Annotated in this window: 17 protein-coding genes; 8 read left to right on the plus strand and 9 right to left on the minus strand. The window is 40.4% G+C overall.

All coding sequences use genetic code 11. The annotated features are described in order from the left end of the window. Window positions 1–4 precede the first annotated feature (4 nt). The 3 genes from recJ to fumC all read right to left on the minus strand — a co-directional run bounded on the left by recJ (window position 5) and on the right by fumC (window position 3,913). On the minus strand, window positions 5–1,705 hold the full coding sequence (gene recJ, locus VOI17_RS02075) for a single-stranded-DNA-specific exonuclease RecJ (protein ID WP_323755575.1): 1,701 nt from the start codon (window positions 1,703–1,705) through the stop codon (window positions 5–7). A gap of 91 nt (window positions 1,706–1,796) precedes the next feature. After that, a complete protein-coding gene (locus VOI17_RS02080) occupies window positions 1,797–2,456 on the minus strand; it encodes a hypothetical protein (RefSeq protein WP_323755576.1) in 660 nt (219 codons plus the stop codon). Window positions 2,457–2,512: 56 nt separating this feature from the next. After that, the gene (gene fumC, locus VOI17_RS02085; RefSeq protein WP_323755577.1) at window positions 2,513–3,913 is read right to left on the minus strand and encodes a class II fumarate hydratase; all 1,401 of its coding nucleotides are present in this window, start codon (window positions 3,911–3,913) and stop codon (window positions 2,513–2,515) included. A 302-nt stretch (window positions 3,914–4,215) separates the two neighbouring features. On the opposite strand from fumC, the gene VOI17_RS02090 reads away from it, so the two are divergent. The 3 genes from VOI17_RS02090 (at window position 4,216) to VOI17_RS02100 (ending at window position 6,833) form a co-directional block, all read left to right on the plus strand. Then, the gene (locus tag VOI17_RS02090; protein ID WP_323755578.1) at window positions 4,216–4,914 is read left to right on the plus strand and encodes a LiaF transmembrane domain-containing protein; all 699 of its coding nucleotides are present in this window, start codon (window positions 4,216–4,218) and stop codon (window positions 4,912–4,914) included. Window positions 4,915–5,034: 120 nt separating this feature from the next. Next, window positions 5,035–6,090 (plus strand): sensor histidine kinase, encoded by a 1,056-nt coding sequence (locus VOI17_RS02095; protein ID WP_323755579.1) that lies wholly within the window; start codon window positions 5,035–5,037, stop codon window positions 6,088–6,090. After that, complete coding sequence (locus VOI17_RS02100) at window positions 6,087–6,833, plus strand: LytR/AlgR family response regulator transcription factor (protein WP_323755580.1); 747 nt, start codon at window positions 6,087–6,089, stop codon at window positions 6,831–6,833. The genes VOI17_RS02095 and VOI17_RS02100 overlap by 4 nt, the downstream gene beginning before the upstream one ends. 156 nt (window positions 6,834–6,989) lie before the next feature. On the opposite strand, the gene VOI17_RS02105 is transcribed toward VOI17_RS02100, so the two are convergent. The 3 genes from VOI17_RS02105 to VOI17_RS02115 are packed head-to-tail and all read right to left on the minus strand — an operon-like array spanning window position 6,990 to window position 8,825. Further along, window positions 6,990–7,790, minus strand: a complete 801-nt coding sequence (locus VOI17_RS02105) for a TPM domain-containing protein (RefSeq protein ID WP_323755581.1) — start codon at window positions 7,788–7,790, stop codon at window positions 6,990–6,992. 1 nt (window position 7,791) lies between these two features. Next, on the minus strand, window positions 7,792–8,232 hold the full coding sequence (locus VOI17_RS02110) for a TPM domain-containing protein (RefSeq protein ID WP_323755582.1): 441 nt from the start codon (window positions 8,230–8,232) through the stop codon (window positions 7,792–7,794). Continuing rightward, window positions 8,232–8,825, minus strand: coding sequence for a LemA family protein (locus VOI17_RS02115; protein WP_323755583.1), 594 nt, complete (start codon window positions 8,823–8,825; stop codon window positions 8,232–8,234). The genes VOI17_RS02110 and VOI17_RS02115 overlap by 1 nt, the downstream gene beginning before the upstream one ends. A gap of 93 nt (window positions 8,826–8,918) precedes the next feature. Here VOI17_RS02115 and VOI17_RS02120 point away from each other — a divergent pair, with 93 nt between their 5' ends. Next, entirely contained in the window at window positions 8,919–10,343 is a 1,425-nt protein-coding gene (locus VOI17_RS02120; protein ID WP_323755584.1) for a pyridoxal phosphate-dependent decarboxylase family protein, read from the plus strand. 71 nt (window positions 10,344–10,414) lie between these two features. Here the strand turns inward: VOI17_RS02120 and VOI17_RS02125 are convergent, their stop codons facing one another. Beyond that, window positions 10,415–10,552 (minus strand): hypothetical protein, encoded by a 138-nt coding sequence (locus VOI17_RS02125; protein ID WP_157716040.1) that lies wholly within the window; start codon window positions 10,550–10,552, stop codon window positions 10,415–10,417. 188 nt (window positions 10,553–10,740) lie between these two features. Between VOI17_RS02125 and VOI17_RS02130 the strand changes: the two genes are divergently transcribed. Next, complete coding sequence (locus VOI17_RS02130) at window positions 10,741–10,953, plus strand: helix-turn-helix transcriptional regulator (RefSeq protein ID WP_323755585.1); 213 nt, start codon at window positions 10,741–10,743, stop codon at window positions 10,951–10,953. On the opposite strand, the gene prfA is transcribed toward VOI17_RS02130, so the two are convergent. Beyond that, window positions 10,954–12,027 (minus strand): peptide chain release factor 1, encoded by a 1,074-nt coding sequence (prfA, locus tag VOI17_RS02135; RefSeq protein ID WP_323755586.1) that lies wholly within the window; start codon window positions 12,025–12,027, stop codon window positions 10,954–10,956. Between the two features lie 83 nt (window positions 12,028–12,110). Between prfA and VOI17_RS02140 the strand changes: the two genes are divergently transcribed. Next, on the plus strand, window positions 12,111–12,578 hold the full coding sequence (locus VOI17_RS02140; RefSeq protein ID WP_323755587.1) for a hypothetical protein: 468 nt from the start codon (window positions 12,111–12,113) through the stop codon (window positions 12,576–12,578). Window positions 12,579–12,581: 3 nt separating this feature from the next. Here VOI17_RS02140 and VOI17_RS02145 read toward each other — a convergent pair whose 3' ends face one another. Beyond that, complete coding sequence (locus tag VOI17_RS02145) at window positions 12,582–13,154, minus strand: DNA-3-methyladenine glycosylase I (protein ID WP_323755588.1); 573 nt, start codon at window positions 13,152–13,154, stop codon at window positions 12,582–12,584. Window positions 13,155–13,233: 79 nt separating this feature from the next. Here VOI17_RS02145 and VOI17_RS02150 point away from each other — a divergent pair, with 79 nt between their 5' ends. Next, the gene (locus VOI17_RS02150) at window positions 13,234–14,613 is read left to right on the plus strand and encodes a hypothetical protein (protein WP_323755589.1); all 1,380 of its coding nucleotides are present in this window, start codon (window positions 13,234–13,236) and stop codon (window positions 14,611–14,613) included. Then, the gene (locus VOI17_RS02155; RefSeq protein ID WP_068410863.1) at window positions 14,610–15,293 is read left to right on the plus strand and encodes a response regulator transcription factor; all 684 of its coding nucleotides are present in this window, start codon (window positions 14,610–14,612) and stop codon (window positions 15,291–15,293) included. Before VOI17_RS02150 ends, VOI17_RS02155 begins: the two co-directional genes overlap by 4 nt.

Consider the following 15,293-nt stretch of genomic DNA (forward strand, 5'->3'; position numbering starts at 1 on the left):
ATAATCATTCAAACTTAATATCCTTAATGAAGAGTTGAAGGCTCTTATGCCCCCTAAAATCATTCTCTTCAATGGTATAGGCCATGTGAAATTTCATGCCAGAATTTACCAAATCGTAATATTCGCCCAAACCAAAACCTATGGCATCAATTGAACCACTGGTACCTTCTTGCTTTACTGTAAACTTAAGGTGTTGCTCTTTAAGCACTTTGGCGTTCTCAGCATGCACATTTTCAGAAACAAACACAGGTTGCATGTTTTGTGGACCAAAAGGCCCCATTTGCTTGAGGGTTTCATAAAACTTGAAATGGATGTCATCAAGAAAAATAACCAAATCAATTTTAATGGCTGGTACGAGTTGCTCTTCGGTGATGGTATTGGCAACTACGCTTTCAAATTTTTTCTGAAAAGCCTCCACGTTTTCAATTTCCATAGTAACGCCAGCAGCATACATATGACCACCATATTGATCAAGCAAGTAAGCACATTCAGTAATAGCATTGTAAACATCAAAACCCATCACTGAGCGCGCTGAACCAGTTACTTTGCCATTCGATTCCGTTAAAATCACGGTAGGGCGATAGTGTTTTTCGATACAGCGTGAAGCCACAATTCCTATCACACCTTTGTGCCAATCTTCTTTATACAAGACGGTTGACTTTGCGTTTAGCAGCACCTCATCCGACTGAATCATCAACAATGCCTCCTCCGTAATTGTGTTATCGAAATCTCTACGCGCATCATTCTTATCATTGATCAATGATGCTTTAGCGTCTGCATCTTCCTCGGTTTTTGCCAAAAGTAGCTTTACAGATGCCCTGGCATGATCCATTCGTCCAGCAGCATTAATTCTTGGCCCAATGCCAAAAACTATACTGGAAACAGTAAAGTCATTTCTGTTCTTACAAAGGTCTACCAGTGCCTTTAGCCCTGGCCTAGGGTCTTGATTCAGCTTTTTAAGTCCAAAATAAGTGAGTACTCGGTTTTCGCCTGTAATGGGAACAATATCGGAAGCAATGCTCACCGCCAATAGGTCGAGGTACTGAAAAAGGGCATCTTGCGACATTTCTTTTCTTTGGCAATAGGCCTGCAAAAGCTTAAAACCGACCCCACAACCCGAAAGTTCTTTATAAGGATATTCACAATCCGTTCTCTTGGGGTCCAACACTGCATAAGCCGCTGGCAATTCATCACTAGGCGTATGGTGGTCACAAATAATAACGTCTATACCCGCTGCCTGTGCTTGATTAACTCTATCATGTGCCTTAATACCACAATCTAAAGTAACAATAAGCTGAAAGTCGTTCTCAATGGCATATTCAATTCCAGTTTTTGAAACGCCATAGCCTTCTTTATATCTATCTGGAATATAAAACTCAAGCGTATTATGGGTTTCTGAAAGAAAACCATAAAAAGTGGCTACTGAAGTAGTTCCGTCCACATCGTAATCGCCATAGACAAGAATCTTTTCTCCGTTATCTAAGGCGCTGGAAAGTCTATCCACTGCACGATCCATATCTTTCATTAGAAAGGGATCATGCAATTGATCTAATTGAGGCCTGAAGTAGGCCTTTGCCTCTTCATAATTTTTAATTCCTTTTTGAGCAAAAAGAAAAGCTAGATTTTCACTGATTCCGAGGTTTTCTTGAAGCGACTGTACCAGTTCTCCGTGCGCTTCTTCATTAATTAACCACCTCTTTTGCATGTATAAAAATAGTAAATATTGAACCTAAAGGGTATAAAAAAGCAGTGCTTTATTAAATAAAGCACTGCTAAATATCTAATGTTATAAAAGTTTACTTCGTTTTTTCCGCAGTAGGGAGTACCTCTATAAGCGGAACTCTTTTGCCATCTCTGTAAGGCACGATCCAAGCATCTTCAACACCCATTTCTCTTAGGTATCTTTTAAGAACGTTGGCGTCTTCATAGTTTCTAAAGTTACCAATGACATACTTTCTAAGTTCCTCTCCTTCTTCTGCAAAGTCCTTTGCTGTATCTGCATATTTCTTCAAATCTACCTTTCTGAAAGCACCCACTTGGACTTTAAACACAACACCCACACTAAAATCCTCACCGTTGACGATCTCTGGATTATACGCAGGACGACTGTCAATTTGAGCCTTTAGGTTCTCTACTTCCTTTTGAGATGCTTGATAAGACGCTTGCATTCTGGCAACTTGTTTCTGCAAATCACCAATCTGACCATCCTTACCACTCAATTGGGTTTCAAGCGTTTGAATATCACTCAAAGCTCCCGCGTTGGCGGTTTTTAATTTACGGTGTTCCTCGGAAAGTGCCTTGAACTCCTCAGGAGACATAGATTTTTTCATTTTCTTCCAAACCTTCATCTCTTTTTTGAAGGCCTTCTTTTCGGCCTTGGTCATTTCTTGACCAATGGCGGCTGAGGCAATAAATATGCCCAGTAAAAGCGTGAAAAATACTTTAGAAGCTTTCATCTTATCTTTGTTTTATTTGAGTGAAACCCATTCAATGACAAATTATAACTTTAATGTCAGCTTTTCAAACTTCCGATCATATCTTCTGGCCTTACCCATTCGTCAAACTCATCGGCTGTTAAGTAGCCCAAATTGACAGCTTCTTGCTTTAAGGTAGTTCCATTTTCATGAGCAGTTTTCGCTATTTTTGCCGCTTTTTCATACCCTATTTTGGTGTTTAAGGCGGTAACCAACATCAATGAATTGTTTACGTGTTGCTGAATGCTTTTATAATTAGGCTCAATGCCAACAGCGCAGTTTTCAGTGAAAGAAACACAAGCATCTCCAATTAAACGTGCAGACTGTAACACATTGTATGCCATCATTGGTTTGAAAACATTCAACTCATAATGGCCTTGTGCACCCCCTACTGAAACCGCAACATCATTACCCATTACTTGAGCACAAACCATAGTCATGGCTTCGCATTGCGTTGGATTTACTTTGCCCGGCATAATAGAAGAACCTGGTTCGTTTGAAGGAATGATAATTTCGCCTATTCCAGAACGAGGGCCTGAAGCCAACATTCTGATGTCATTGGCAATTTTGTTTAGAGAAACTGACATCTGCTTGAGCGCTCCGTGGGTTTCTACCAATGCATCGTGAGCCGCTAGTGCTTCGAATTTATTTTCAGCCGTAATAAAAGGGTGACCCGTGAACTCAGCGATTTTTTCCGCTACCAATTCTGAATAACCTTCGGGCGTATTAATACCCGTTCCTACTGCGGTACCACCCAAGGCCAATTCCGAAAGGTGTTCTAAAGTATTTTTCAAGGCTTTCAGGCCATGGTTTAATTGAGAAACATAGCCTGAAAACTCTTGTCCTAATGTAAGTGGTGTGGCGTCCATTAAGTGTGTACGGCCAATTTTCACCACTTTCATGAACTCTTGAGATTTGGCCTGAAGCGTATCCCTCAACATTTCCACTCCTGGAATGGTGGTTTCCACAATCATTTTGTAGGCTGCTATATGCATGCCTGTTGGGTAAGTATCATTAGACGACTGCGACTTGTTCACATCGTCATTCGGGTGAACTTCTGTTTTTCCTTCTCCCAGTTTATGGCCAGCAATTACATGCGCTCGGTTGGCCACCACTTCATTCACATTCATATTTGACTGCGTGCCCGAACCAGTTTGCCAAATCACCAAAGGAAATTGGTCATCGTGTTTTCCTTCTAAAATCTCATCGCACACTTTAGAAATAAGGTCGCACTTTTCTACAGCCAAAACACCCAAAGCATGATTGGTATGGGCTGCAGCTTTTTTAAGGTAGGCAAAACCATAAATCACTTCTAGAGGCATGCTGGCTTCTGGACCAATTTTAAAATTGTTTCTTGAGCGCTCCGTTTGGGCTCCCCAATACTTGTCCGCAGGAACTTTAACGTCCCCCATGGTATCCTTTTCTATTCTATATTCCATGTGATAAGATTTTATTCAATTCAAAATTAGGCAATGAACCACTAGTTAGAAAGTAATTCGGTGATGTTATTCACCGATTATTTAAAACTGCTAAATGAAATGGTCGAAAACATTGCGCGTTTACCGAGTTCAGGCGTTCGTTCACCGAATTCCGCCAACAATAACAGCCTAATCCCACGTACATTTGAATGTGTTTCAAGCCCAAAGGTCAAAAAACACCGGTCAATTCAACAACAACAATTACTCAAAACAACAACCACGGCAGGCAGAAAATTTTCTGCCTGCATTTAACCAAAAAAATTATGTCACAATCAGCTAGTAAAAGGTATATAGTCGGAGCGTTATTTCTTGTCATCGGTTCTCTTTGGACCTTGGATAACATTGATGTTCTCAACATTCGCCTTCCCTGGTACTTTACCGAATGGTATTCTATTATGATCCTTATCGGTATTTTAATTGCCACAGTAAGAGAAAAAGTAGGCCTAGGCTTAACGTTTGTAGCCATTGGGATAGCATTCTTAGTTCAGGATGTATATAGGTATAGATTCGTAGACATCTTCGAATTCTGGCCTGTCATCTTCATCATTATCGGTGCATCTCTTCTTTTCAGAAGAAACATGGATAAAGGCGGACATGAGGAAAAAAAAAATGGTGAATCAGAATTAGACAGCGTAGATGAAATCGCCATTTTCTGTGGAGCAGAAAGAAAAGTTACCTCGAAACAGTTTAGGGGAGGAAAGTTGACTACGATATTCGGAGGCACAGATATAAACCTTCTAAACGCAGAACTTGCCAGCGGCACGAATATTTTGGATGTATTTGTATTGTTTGGTGGAACCGAAATTAGAGTTCCGTCCGACATGAATGTGAAAGTACAGGTAACTGCCATTTTCGGAGGCTTTTCAGACGAAAGAAAAGTGATCACTGAAAATGAAGCCAACAACGGAAAAGAACTAGTAGTAAAAGGATTGGTGCTTTTTGGTGGAGGCGAGGTAAAGTAAAAACGGTAGCTTAAATCTAGAGTATTGAGATAGAGTTGGTCGCTCTTGTTTCAATACTCTTTTTCTTTTTTTGCCAAAGCCTTAGAAGAAATCACTAATTTTCCTTTCGTTTAGATTTTTATGAACCACCCCTTTCTAAAGAACAAAGGCATCATTTTTTATACCGCAGTATGGCTGTTTGTTGCCATTCTGTTTGGGCTCAGTCTTGGCTATTTTTACGATTTCAGTACTAAAGAAGCGAACATTGATAGCTTCATTTTTAATGGTACTTTCTATGGGTTGGGCTTGGCCTTTTGGTTCGTAGTACGGTATAATTCCTTCGATTCTTCTCAAATCCTCAACCTTATCGTAAGTCATTTGGCTGCTGCTGCACTCTCTGTAGCTGCTGGCGTTTTTATCACCATTACCATTTTAAAAAACGTGTTGCCGCAAACTGAAGAATCTTTGATTTACTTGAATAGCTCTATCGTTTGGCGATCGGGTTTAGGGCTACTCTACTATGCTGTACTTATTTTGGTGTATCACCTCATAAAATATTATGATGACTTAAGAGATAGAGGACAACAACATGCCCAGTTAGAAACGATGCTGAAAGAGTCGGAGTTGGAGATGCTGAAATCCCAAATCAATCCGCATTTTATTTTCAACAGTCTTAATTCAGTTGCCTCGCTCACCATTACAGCCCCCAGCCAAGCACGAGAAATGGTGGTTAAGCTTTCCGATTTCCTCCGCTATTCTCTGGGGAAAGAAAACCATCAGTTGAATACTTTGGAAGAAGAAATAGCCAACCTAATGCTCTATTTAGAAATTGAGAAAGTGCGTTTTGGAGACCGACTTAAGGTAGAAACTGAAATTGATATTGAGTCTTTAAACCATACCTTGCCCAACCTTATTCTTCAGCCTTTAATTGAAAATGCAGTTAAACATGGAATTTATGAAAGTTTGGAAGATGTGACCATTCGGGTAAAGGCCAAAACTGAAAAAGACATTCTGCGCGTTTCCATGACCAACGAATTCGACCCAAAAGCCGTGAGCAGAAAAGGCAAGGGCATTGGACTTAAAAATGTGCGTGAACGTTTGCGCGTCATCTATGGTGTGCCGAAATTGGTGTTCACTGAAACCAACGAAAACCTGTTTACCGTCCGTTTAGACATTCCTCAACCCAGCGAAAAATGATCAAAGCCATAATAGTTGACGATGAAAAATTAGCCCGCGATATCATCAAGGCCTATTTGCAAAACTTTGCTCAAGTGGAATTGATTGCAGAATGCGGTGATGGTTTTCAGGGTTTAAAGGCCATTCAGGAACATCAACCCGATTTACTTTTTCTGGACATTCAAATGCCAAAAATCACAGGTTTTGAAATGCTGGAATTAATAGAAAAACCTCCTGTGGTAATTTTCAGTACCGCTTTTGATCAATATGCAATCAAAGCTTTTGAAATGAACGCCACAGATTATTTGCTAAAACCTTATGCCGAAGAGCGCTTTAAAGGAGCGGTACAAAAGGCAATTGATAAAATTCAAACCAAAACTTCTGCTCAAAAAGAAATTGAGACCTTAACGGAAAAACGTGAAGAGCTTTCGGAAGGTATTGATCGTTTGGTGGTAAAAACTGGCAACAAAATCCATATCCTAGGTCTGGATCAAATTGCACATTTCGAGGCACAGGATGATTACGTAGCCATTCATTCAGACCAAGGAAAATTTTTGAAATTGATGCGCATGAAACACCTGGAAGACAATCTGCCCTCTGGTGATTTTATTCGTGTGCATCGTTCTCACATTGTCTCGATTAAGCACATCGAAAAGCTGGAGCTCTACGAAAAGGATTCTTATTTACTCAGCCTAAAAACTGGTGCTCAATTGCCAGTAAGCCGCAGTGGGCATAGTAAGTTGAAAGAGGTGCTGAAGTATTGAGGTGTTTGTGTATTGAGGTGTTGGAGTGTAGATGTGCAGTTTTAAGCTTTTCAACCTATTTCATGACGAGACAGCCTTTAAAAACCGATTTTTCAAACAAAAAACCCCTTCCAATTTCTTGAAAGGGGTTCAAATATCTTTTTAAGTGAATTAGGTTTACCAGCTTCCACCAGAACCACCGCCTCCGAAGCTTCCACCTCCGAAACCGCCAAATCCGCCTCCACCACCGAAGCCAGATCCTCCACCAAAGGAACCACCGCCTCCACGGAAATTATCCCATTTGTCGTTATGGTTTCCACCTCCGCTACCCATCATAAGCCAAGCCCACCATGGAATACCTCGGGTACCATGACTATTCCCTCTTCTTTTTCCAACCAAAGCCGGAATGATAAAGAAGAAAACAATGAATAAGGTAAAGAATGGAAAACCTCCACCACCATCTCCAGTTCTTCCGCTCGCTACATCATCAGAAGTATATTCTCCAGAAGCAAGTTTAAAGATCACCGTTGTGGCGTCATCTAAACCTTGGTAAAAATTCCCTTCCGCAAACCTAGGATTCATATAATCTTCACGAATGGTATAGGTTGCAGCATCGGTAATGGAGCCTTCCATACCGTAACCCGTTACAATTGCCGCTTTACGGTCATCAATTGCCACCACTATGAAAACACCATTCTCTTTTTCTCGCTGACCAATACCCCATTTTTGTCCCGTCTGCTGGGCAAAATCAACTACCTCATATCCATCCAGTGATTCCACAATAAGAATCGCCACCTGGGTCGAAGTAGTGTCTTCATAATTCAAGAGTTTTTGCTCAAGCGTATTGGCTTCAGCAGTCGATAAGGTTGTGCCTGTAAAGTCATTCACCAACCGCATTGGGCTCGGCTTATCCGGAATTCCCTGAGCAAAAGCAAGTGCTTGACTGAAGATTAAGGCTATGGTAAGTAAGTATCGCATATTAATTTTTTCCGAATGAGATGTCGTCTGACAGTTCGTTTTTGTCGTCCTTTTGGTAAGGGAAATGCTCCTTTAGCTTTTCGCCCGCACAAAGAATTCCTTCCACCAAACCCGTAGTGAGTTTTTCGTTTTTGAAATGGGCCAGCATTTTATCCTTGGTGGTATCCCAAAAATCGTCACCCACTTTTTGGTTAATGCCAGCATCACCAATAATGGCAAAGCGGTGATCTTTCACCGCCATGTAAATCAATACGCCATTTCTAGCATCCGTTTTATGCATTTCCATTTTGGAAAACATTTGTGATGCCCTATCGAGTACATTTTCCGTTTTGCAATGGTTTTCTAAATGTACCCGAACCTCTCCGCTGGTGTTCAATTCAGCTTCCTGAATTGCCGCTTTGATCCGCTTTTTCTGGTCGCTACTGAATAAATCCTCAGCCATTAGTCAAAAGTTACTTCTGGTGCTACATCAGACCCTGGGTTCGCTTCAAAGTATCCTTTCTGCTCAAAACCAAACATACCCGCAATGATGTTTTTAGGAAAGGTTTTGATAAAAGTATTATATCCTTGAACTGCTGTATTGAAATTTCTTCTTTCTACAGAAATTCTGTTCTCTGTGCCTTCTAATTGAACTTGAAGTTGGCTAAACTGAGTGCTGGCTTTCAAATCAGGGTAGCGTTCTACCGTAACCAAAAGTCTGCTCAAAGCTGAACTCACGCCTTGTTGTGCTTGCTCAAATTGGGTAATGGCATCCGGGCTTAAGTTTTCTGGGTTGATGCTCACCGAAGTAGCTTTGGCCCTCGCTTCGATAACACCTGTTAGAGTCTCTTGCTCAAAATCGGCATAGCCTTTTACTGTGTTTACCAAGTTGGGGATAAGGTCCGATCTTCTTTGGTATTGGTTTTCAACTTGCGCCCATGCACCGCTGATGCTTTCTTCGCGTTGAACCATTCCGTTATAAGATCCTTTAAAAGTAGAGTAACCGATGAGAACCACTAGGGCAACAACGATTAAAACAATCCATTTCGTTTTCATAATTTTTAGTGCTTTAGATTAAAGTACGTTCTTAGGCCTACAAGATATATGCTAACTTTGTTTTCGGACAATATGGCTGATAAACGTAACTAAATGGACAATGAATCTTTCAGGCGACACGCCCACAGCCTTGTGGACTGGATGGCCGATTACCTACAAAACGTAGAAGAGTATCCTGTTTTACCCGATGTAAAACCGGGTGATATAAAAAAGCAGTTTCCAAAACTCCCTCCTGAGCAGTCGGAGCAGTTTGAGGCCATTTTTGCCGATTTCAAGCAGCAAATTGTGCCTGGAATGACCCATTGGGAGAGCCCCAACTTCATGGCCTACTTCCCAGGCAATAAAAGTATGCCTTCCATTTTGGGTGAAATGCTGACCGCTACTTTAGGTGCACAATGCATGATTTGGCTCACTTCGCCAGCGGCAGCCGAGCTGGAAGAACAAATGATGGAATGGATGAAAGAAATGCTGGCCTTGCCAAAGCATTTTACGGGTGTAATTCAAGATACCGCTTCTACCGCCACGCTTTGCGCCATTCTCACTGCCCGTGAAAAAGCTTCAGGTTATAAAGTGAATGAAGATGGCTTTTCGGGATCTGAGCAGTATGTGGTATACGCTTCAAACCAAATTCACTCTTCCATTGATAAGGCAGTCAAAATTGCAGGTATTGGTTCGAATAACCTTCGCAAAGTAAATGTAGATGAGGCCTTTGCTTTAGATCCTGCTCATTTAGAGGCATTGATCAAAAAAGACATTTCAGAAGGAAAAAAACCACTTTGTGTAGTATCCGCCATAGGCACTACCAGCACAACGGCCATCGACCCAATTATGGCCATTAGCAAAATTTGCCAAGCCTATGATATTTGGCACCATGTAGACGCGGCTTATGCGGGCACTGCTTTGGTTTTGCCTGAAATGCGCTGGATGGCAGAGGGTGTTGAATTGGCCGATTCCTTTGTTTTCAACCCTCACAAATGGATGTTTACCAATTTTGACTGTACGGCTTATTACGTCAAAGATCCGCGTGCTTTGATCAATACTTTCTCCATTTCGCCCGATTACTTAAAAACTTCAGTAGACGATGAAGTGAAGAATTACCGTGATTGGGGCGTGCCTTTAGGTAGAAGGTTCAGGGCACTTAAACTCTGGTTTGTGATTCGTGAAATGGGTGTTGAAGGTATTCAAGCTAAAATTAGAAAGCATATTGCACTTGGCCAATGGCTGAAAACTGAAATTGAAAATCACACCGATTTTGAGCTTCTAGCACCAGTTCCGCTAAATACACTTTGCTTTAGATTCGCTCCAAATATTAGCGAAGAAAAGCTGGATAGCTTGAATGAAGAAATAATGAACAGGGTGAATGCTACTGGAAAGGTTTTCTTTGCTCAAACCAAGCTGAACAATAAATTTTCGTTGCGCTTGGCTTTTGGAAATACAAATCTAGAAGCCAAACACGTAGAGAACGCTTGGGCCTTAATTCAGGAAAAAGCAACAGAGGTGATGGCTAGCGTTTACTAGCCAAAAGCATGTGATTAAGAATCAATCAAAAGATTGACTGATCAAATAAGAGAAAAGGGAGGAGGAAAAGCTTAATGCTCTTCTTCTTTCTTCTTCTTTCCTTTAAAAATCGCATCGTGCTGGCTCAAAGCAGCAACAAAGCCAATAAGAATTACAACAATCCAAATAAAGGTATTTGCGCCAGATGCAATTGGTGGGTCGAATAACATAGTTTCTTCTTTTATTTTGGAGTGCAAAGATAAATCAAAATGCCAATGTTAAGAAACTGTTCACGAATTTTTAACAGCCTTGTAACATTCCCTTCGTTTTTGAGACAAAAATGTAATATAAACTTAACTAATTAAAAGCCCGTTAAAAGGGCTTATCGTTCTAGTTTTACGTAAGAATTGGAATCAAAATGAAAAACACACTCCGCGAAGAGCGAAAGCGAAAAAAGATAACTCAGGAACAACTGGCCGGCCTTGCGGGAGTATCTCGACAAAGCATCAACGCCATAGAGCGAGGTAAGTACACTCCTTCCACCACGCTTGCACTTAAAATTTCTGAGATTTTCAATACTTCTGTAAACCGTTTGTTCGAACTTGAACCGATGGATTACCAAGCGAAATAGTTAAACCATACTGTCTTGGGCCATTTTATCAGAAGCTTCTGCCATTCTTAGTCGCTCTACAAACTCCCCAATTTCGCCATCCATCACTGTAGGCAAATTGTGCTGAGAATACCCAATTCTGTGATCCGTAACCCGACCCTGAGGATAATTATAAGTTCTAATTTTATCCGATCTATCTGCACTTCCTACCAAAGACTTACGCTTTCCAGCCTGTTCCGCTTCCTGCTTCTTCAGCTCAATATCATACATCCGAGAACGTAAAACGCTCAACGCCTTATCGAAGTTCTTGTGCTGAGAACGTCCATCCTGACACTCTACCACAATTCCAGTTGGAATGTGTGTTAATCGAACTGCAGATTCCGTTTTGTTTACGTGCTGTCCACCCGCGCCTGAAGAACGGTAAGTATCCTTTCGAACATCCTTCATATCGAGGTTCACGTCAATATCTTCTACTTCGGGTAAAACTGCCACCGAAGCGGCTGAAGTATGCACTCGCCCTTGAGATTCGGTTACAGGCACTCGCTGTACACGGTGTACACCCGATTCAAACTTTAATGCTCCGTAAACATCTTCGCCAGAAACACCAAAAGTAATTTCTTTAAAACCACCTGATGACGCCTCGTTGATATTGATCAAATCCTTTTTCCATCCTTTATTTTCAATATAGCGATCATACATGCGGTATAAATCGCCTGCGAAAATTGCCGCTTCATCTCCACCAGCTCCTGCTCTAATTTCCACAATTACATCTTTAGAGTCGTCTGGATCTTTAGGAATAAGCATTACTTTCAGCTCTTCTTCTATCTCCTCTTTTCGCTCGGCCAGTTCATTAATTTCCATTTTGGCCATCTCACGAAACTCCTCATCCTTCTCGGTTTTTAGGAGCTCTTTAGACGATTCTATATTTTCAGTCACGTTGACATATTCGTCATAGACAACCACAATCTTCTCTAGGTCCTTGTATTCCTTGTTCAGTTTAGAGTAATGCTTCATGTCTGTCATGGCATCAGGCTGTAAAAGGAGCTGACCTACTTCTTCGAATCTTGCTTTGAGTGTCTCTAGCTTGTCAATCATATTTATGCGAATTAATCCTCAAAATTAACAAACAATTGACAAGGCTGTTAATTTTACACCCAACTGAGTAAATATTTTATTTTATGAAAAAGCTAAGCATCGTAATTCTCGCTCTTTTCGCTTTCAATTGCTCCAACCAGAAGGTGGATACCAAAAAAGCACTTCAAGATATGAAAAGCCAAGAGATTCAGATCGTTTCTGATGCTGAAATTATTGAAACCGCAATGGCAATGGGCGATAGTCTTTCCGCCACATTAAGTTTTACGATGGACGGTGAAAAAGTAATCTTAACTCCCATAGAGAATAACATTGCTGAGATTGTTGGCTTAGCTTTTAACGAAGAAAACACGCTAAAAGGGAAGGAAAAGGCCATTTACGAAGCCTATCAATACAACAGTCAAAACGATATTAAATCACCCGCAAACGTACAGTTTTTAGAAGACACTCACTTTGTGCTTTATACTTCGGCCATGGTAGCAGAAGGTAAAGAAGTTGGAATGTGGTTGATAAAAATTCCAAGGAAAACCATTGTATTGGGCGTGGCCAAATAGTTTCTACTTTCCGCCTAAAGCCTTATATCGAAAGCAATCTTTGGTGTGATCCATCACCAAACCGCAGGCCTGCATGTAAGCGTACATTATTGTACTGCCGACAAATTTAAACCCTCGTTTTTTCAAATCTTTGCTCAGCGCATCTGACTCTGGTGTAGTAGCAGGCACTTGCTTCATGTTCTCCCTAGCATTCACAATGGGTTTTCCGCCCACAAAGGACCAAATATATTTATCGAAGGAACCGAATTCTTTTTGCACCTCTATAAATTTCTTCGCGTTGATTACCGCCCCAGCCACCTTCAGTCGGTTTCGAATAATAGCTGGGTTTTGAAGCATAATTTCTACTTCATCTGGTGTAAACTCCGCAACGGACTCCACATTAAAATCAGCAAATAGTTGGCGATAGCCTTCTCTCTTTTTCAAAACGGTTGACCAACTTAAACCTGCTTGTGCGCCTTCTAGAATCAAAAACTCAAAATGAGTTTTATCATCATGCACAGGCACGCCCCATTCTTCATCGTGGTATTTCTCATAAAGATCAAAGGTGTTATCGCACCATGCGCAGCGTTTTTTCATATTATGAAATTAAGGAATATTAATCTGAATTTAAGCTAGTTTTAATACGAGTGTTATAGGTTCGAAGAAATTTAAGACTATGAAAAAACGATTTACTTTTTTACTCTTAGCACTACTTCTCTCTATATCAGTAGCTGGCCAAGAAGTTTCTCCTGAAATACTCGATTATGCAAAACGCTTTAATGATAAGTCTAAACATATTGAAGTTACCTATGGCGGAAAATTTATAAAGTCAGTTTACGGTTACAGAGCTATAGAGAGCTATTTGATTGGCGCTATTTTCCAGAAAGAAAATGGAGATTTATTAAACCTGACATTTCCTGCTAAAAATGGATTAATAATTAAGCCGCTTATTGATTCAAATGAAACTGTTGAAATTAGGGTGAGCGGAGACCAAGAGTTTTTAGAAAAGGTTCCATATAAAACGACCTCAACAAAAACTGCGGAGAAAGAACTGAAAAAAAAGGTTTCGGGAATAGGTTATTTGCTTGAGGTAAAAACAAAAAACAACACCTTTTTAATTGACCAAAATAGCATTGATACAAATAAAACAGGAATAAGAAATAGTCAAACTTTTGAAACAGTGATAGCGGCTAAAGTATTGAGCAGTACAAAAATAAAAGGTCGTGAATACCTACTATTCCTAGGAAACGGAGATAGTTTGCTCGTTGATAAGTCTATCTCGAACAATGAGGATCATTTAGAATCAAATTTTGTTAGCTATGTCCGTCCTGTTAAAAATTACGTCCCTGGCTCCTTTATAAAAAGCAAGAATACACTGCAAATGGCATCTGGTATGATTATCCAAACTAAGTATGGTAGCTCCGTTATGCCTTCATTTGGTCAAATTTCTATGTTTTTAGATCAAAAAACGGGTACTGCCAATCATCTTATTTCAAATGAACTTGGACTAATTTCTTTTCTAGAAACGCAGTCTGAAAGTGAGAAGATTACTTATCGATTCAGTGAAAACGATGCGCAAGCAATTGGTGATTTTGTTGATAAGAACAAAAACGAAGAGCTTTCACTTTTCTATCGTAACCGCACAAGCAACGGCTATTTCAGAAGTGAACACTATAATTTTCTTTATGCACTTTGTACTAAAAAAGACACGCTCCGCTTAAATAATGGTTTTGCTAGTGGAGAAGAAAGCTACCAATCTGACCCAGAAGAAATCAGTGGAGTGGTTACGAGCATTAACTTAGAACTGGTGAACAAAGATGATATTTTAAGAGGAATCGTTTTGGACGATAAGTTTTACATTAAAATCAGTTCTCGTATTGCTTCTTCTGTTTCAAAACTAATTAAAGAGGGCAAAACGATTAAGATTGAAGGTTGGAAAAGAAACGGGCTTGAGGGGGAAATTAATAAATTGGGCTACAGTATTTTTATCCCTTCCAAAATCACTGTAGACGGAACAACTTTTAAAGACCAAGTAAACCTAGCTGGAACCCTATGAAAATTCTCTTAATAGAAGACGAAGTTAAGCTGGGTAATTTTTTAGTAAAGGGCTTAGAAGAAGAAGGCTATTCTGTTGCACATGAAACCAATGGAAGCGAAGCATTAGAAACGGCAGCCACCAACGACTTCGACCTGATCCTTTTGGACATTATGCTCCCGGGGCAAAGTGGTTTTGAGGTCCTGAAAAACATGCGTGAGTTTTCCATTCATACGCCCATTATTTTTATGAGTGCTTTAAATGAAAGCGAACATGTAATCAAGGGGCTGGATTTAGGCGCCATTGATTACATCAAAAAACCCTTCGATTTTGAAGAGTTAAAGGCCAGGGTAAGAAATGTGCAAAGAAAATTCGGTTCAACACGGGCTTCAATTCTTCAGGTAAAAGACCTCAAAGTAGATTTGATCAAACGCGAAGTTACCCGAGCCGATCAATTAATCGAGTTAAGTAAGCGAGAGTTCTCTATCTTAGAACTGCTGTTGAGCAACACCAATCGCGTGCTCTCCAAATCAGAGATTACCCAGAAAATCTGGAACATTAATTTCGATCGAGGAAGCAATGTGGTGGAAGTGCATATGCATCAACTCAGAAAAAAAATAGACTTTGAGTTTGAGCCCAAGTTGATAGAAACCCAAGTAGGTTACGGCTATAAAATTCAAGGTGAACTCGTAAAAAGTTAA

Origin of the sequence: Roseivirga sp., assembly GCF_034669765.1 — a bacterium.
Lineage (GTDB): Bacteria > Bacteroidota > Bacteroidia > Cytophagales > Cyclobacteriaceae > Roseivirga.

Bases quoted from the DNA above. Each gene is read 5' to 3' on its own strand.
- VOI17_RS02105 (WP_323755581.1), bottom strand. From the start codon at position 7,790: ATGCGATACTTACTTACCATAGCCTTAATCTTCAGTCAAGCACTTGCT.
- VOI17_RS02100 (WP_323755580.1), top strand. From the start codon at position 6,087: ATGATCAAAGCCATAATAGTTGACGATGAAAAATTAGCCCGCGATATC.
- VOI17_RS02110 (WP_323755582.1), bottom strand. From the start codon at position 8,232: ATGGCTGAGGATTTATTCAGTAGCGACCAGAAAAAGCGGATCAAAGCG.
- VOI17_RS02090 (WP_323755578.1), top strand. From the start codon at position 4,216: ATGTCACAATCAGCTAGTAAAAGGTATATAGTCGGAGCGTTATTTCTT.
- VOI17_RS02095 (WP_323755579.1), top strand. From the start codon at position 5,035: ATGAACCACCCCTTTCTAAAGAACAAAGGCATCATTTTTTATACCGCA.
- recJ (WP_323755575.1), bottom strand. From the start codon at position 1,705: ATGCAAAAGAGGTGGTTAATTAATGAAGAAGCGCACGGAGAACTGGTA.
- prfA (WP_323755586.1), bottom strand. From the start codon at position 12,027: ATGATTGACAAGCTAGAGACACTCAAAGCAAGATTCGAAGAAGTAGGT.
- VOI17_RS02140 (WP_323755587.1), top strand. From the start codon at position 12,111: ATGAAAAAGCTAAGCATCGTAATTCTCGCTCTTTTCGCTTTCAATTGC.
- fumC (WP_323755577.1), bottom strand. From the start codon at position 3,913: ATGGAATATAGAATAGAAAAGGATACCATGGGGGACGTTAAAGTTCCT.
- VOI17_RS02080 (WP_323755576.1), bottom strand. From the start codon at position 2,456: ATGAAAGCTTCTAAAGTATTTTTCACGCTTTTACTGGGCATATTTATT.
- VOI17_RS02130 (WP_323755585.1), top strand. From the start codon at position 10,741: ATGAAAAACACACTCCGCGAAGAGCGAAAGCGAAAAAAGATAACTCAG.
- VOI17_RS02115 (WP_323755583.1), bottom strand. From the start codon at position 8,825: ATGAAAACGAAATGGATTGTTTTAATCGTTGTTGCCCTAGTGGTTCTC.
- VOI17_RS02125 (WP_157716040.1), bottom strand. From the start codon at position 10,552: ATGTTATTCGACCCACCAATTGCATCTGGCGCAAATACCTTTATTTGG.
- VOI17_RS02155 (WP_068410863.1), top strand. From the start codon at position 14,610: ATGAAAATTCTCTTAATAGAAGACGAAGTTAAGCTGGGTAATTTTTTA.
- VOI17_RS02150 (WP_323755589.1), top strand. From the start codon at position 13,234: ATGAAAAAACGATTTACTTTTTTACTCTTAGCACTACTTCTCTCTATA.
- VOI17_RS02145 (WP_323755588.1), bottom strand. From the start codon at position 13,154: ATGAAAAAACGCTGCGCATGGTGCGATAACACCTTTGATCTTTATGAG.
- VOI17_RS02120 (WP_323755584.1), top strand. From the start codon at position 8,919: ATGGACAATGAATCTTTCAGGCGACACGCCCACAGCCTTGTGGACTGG.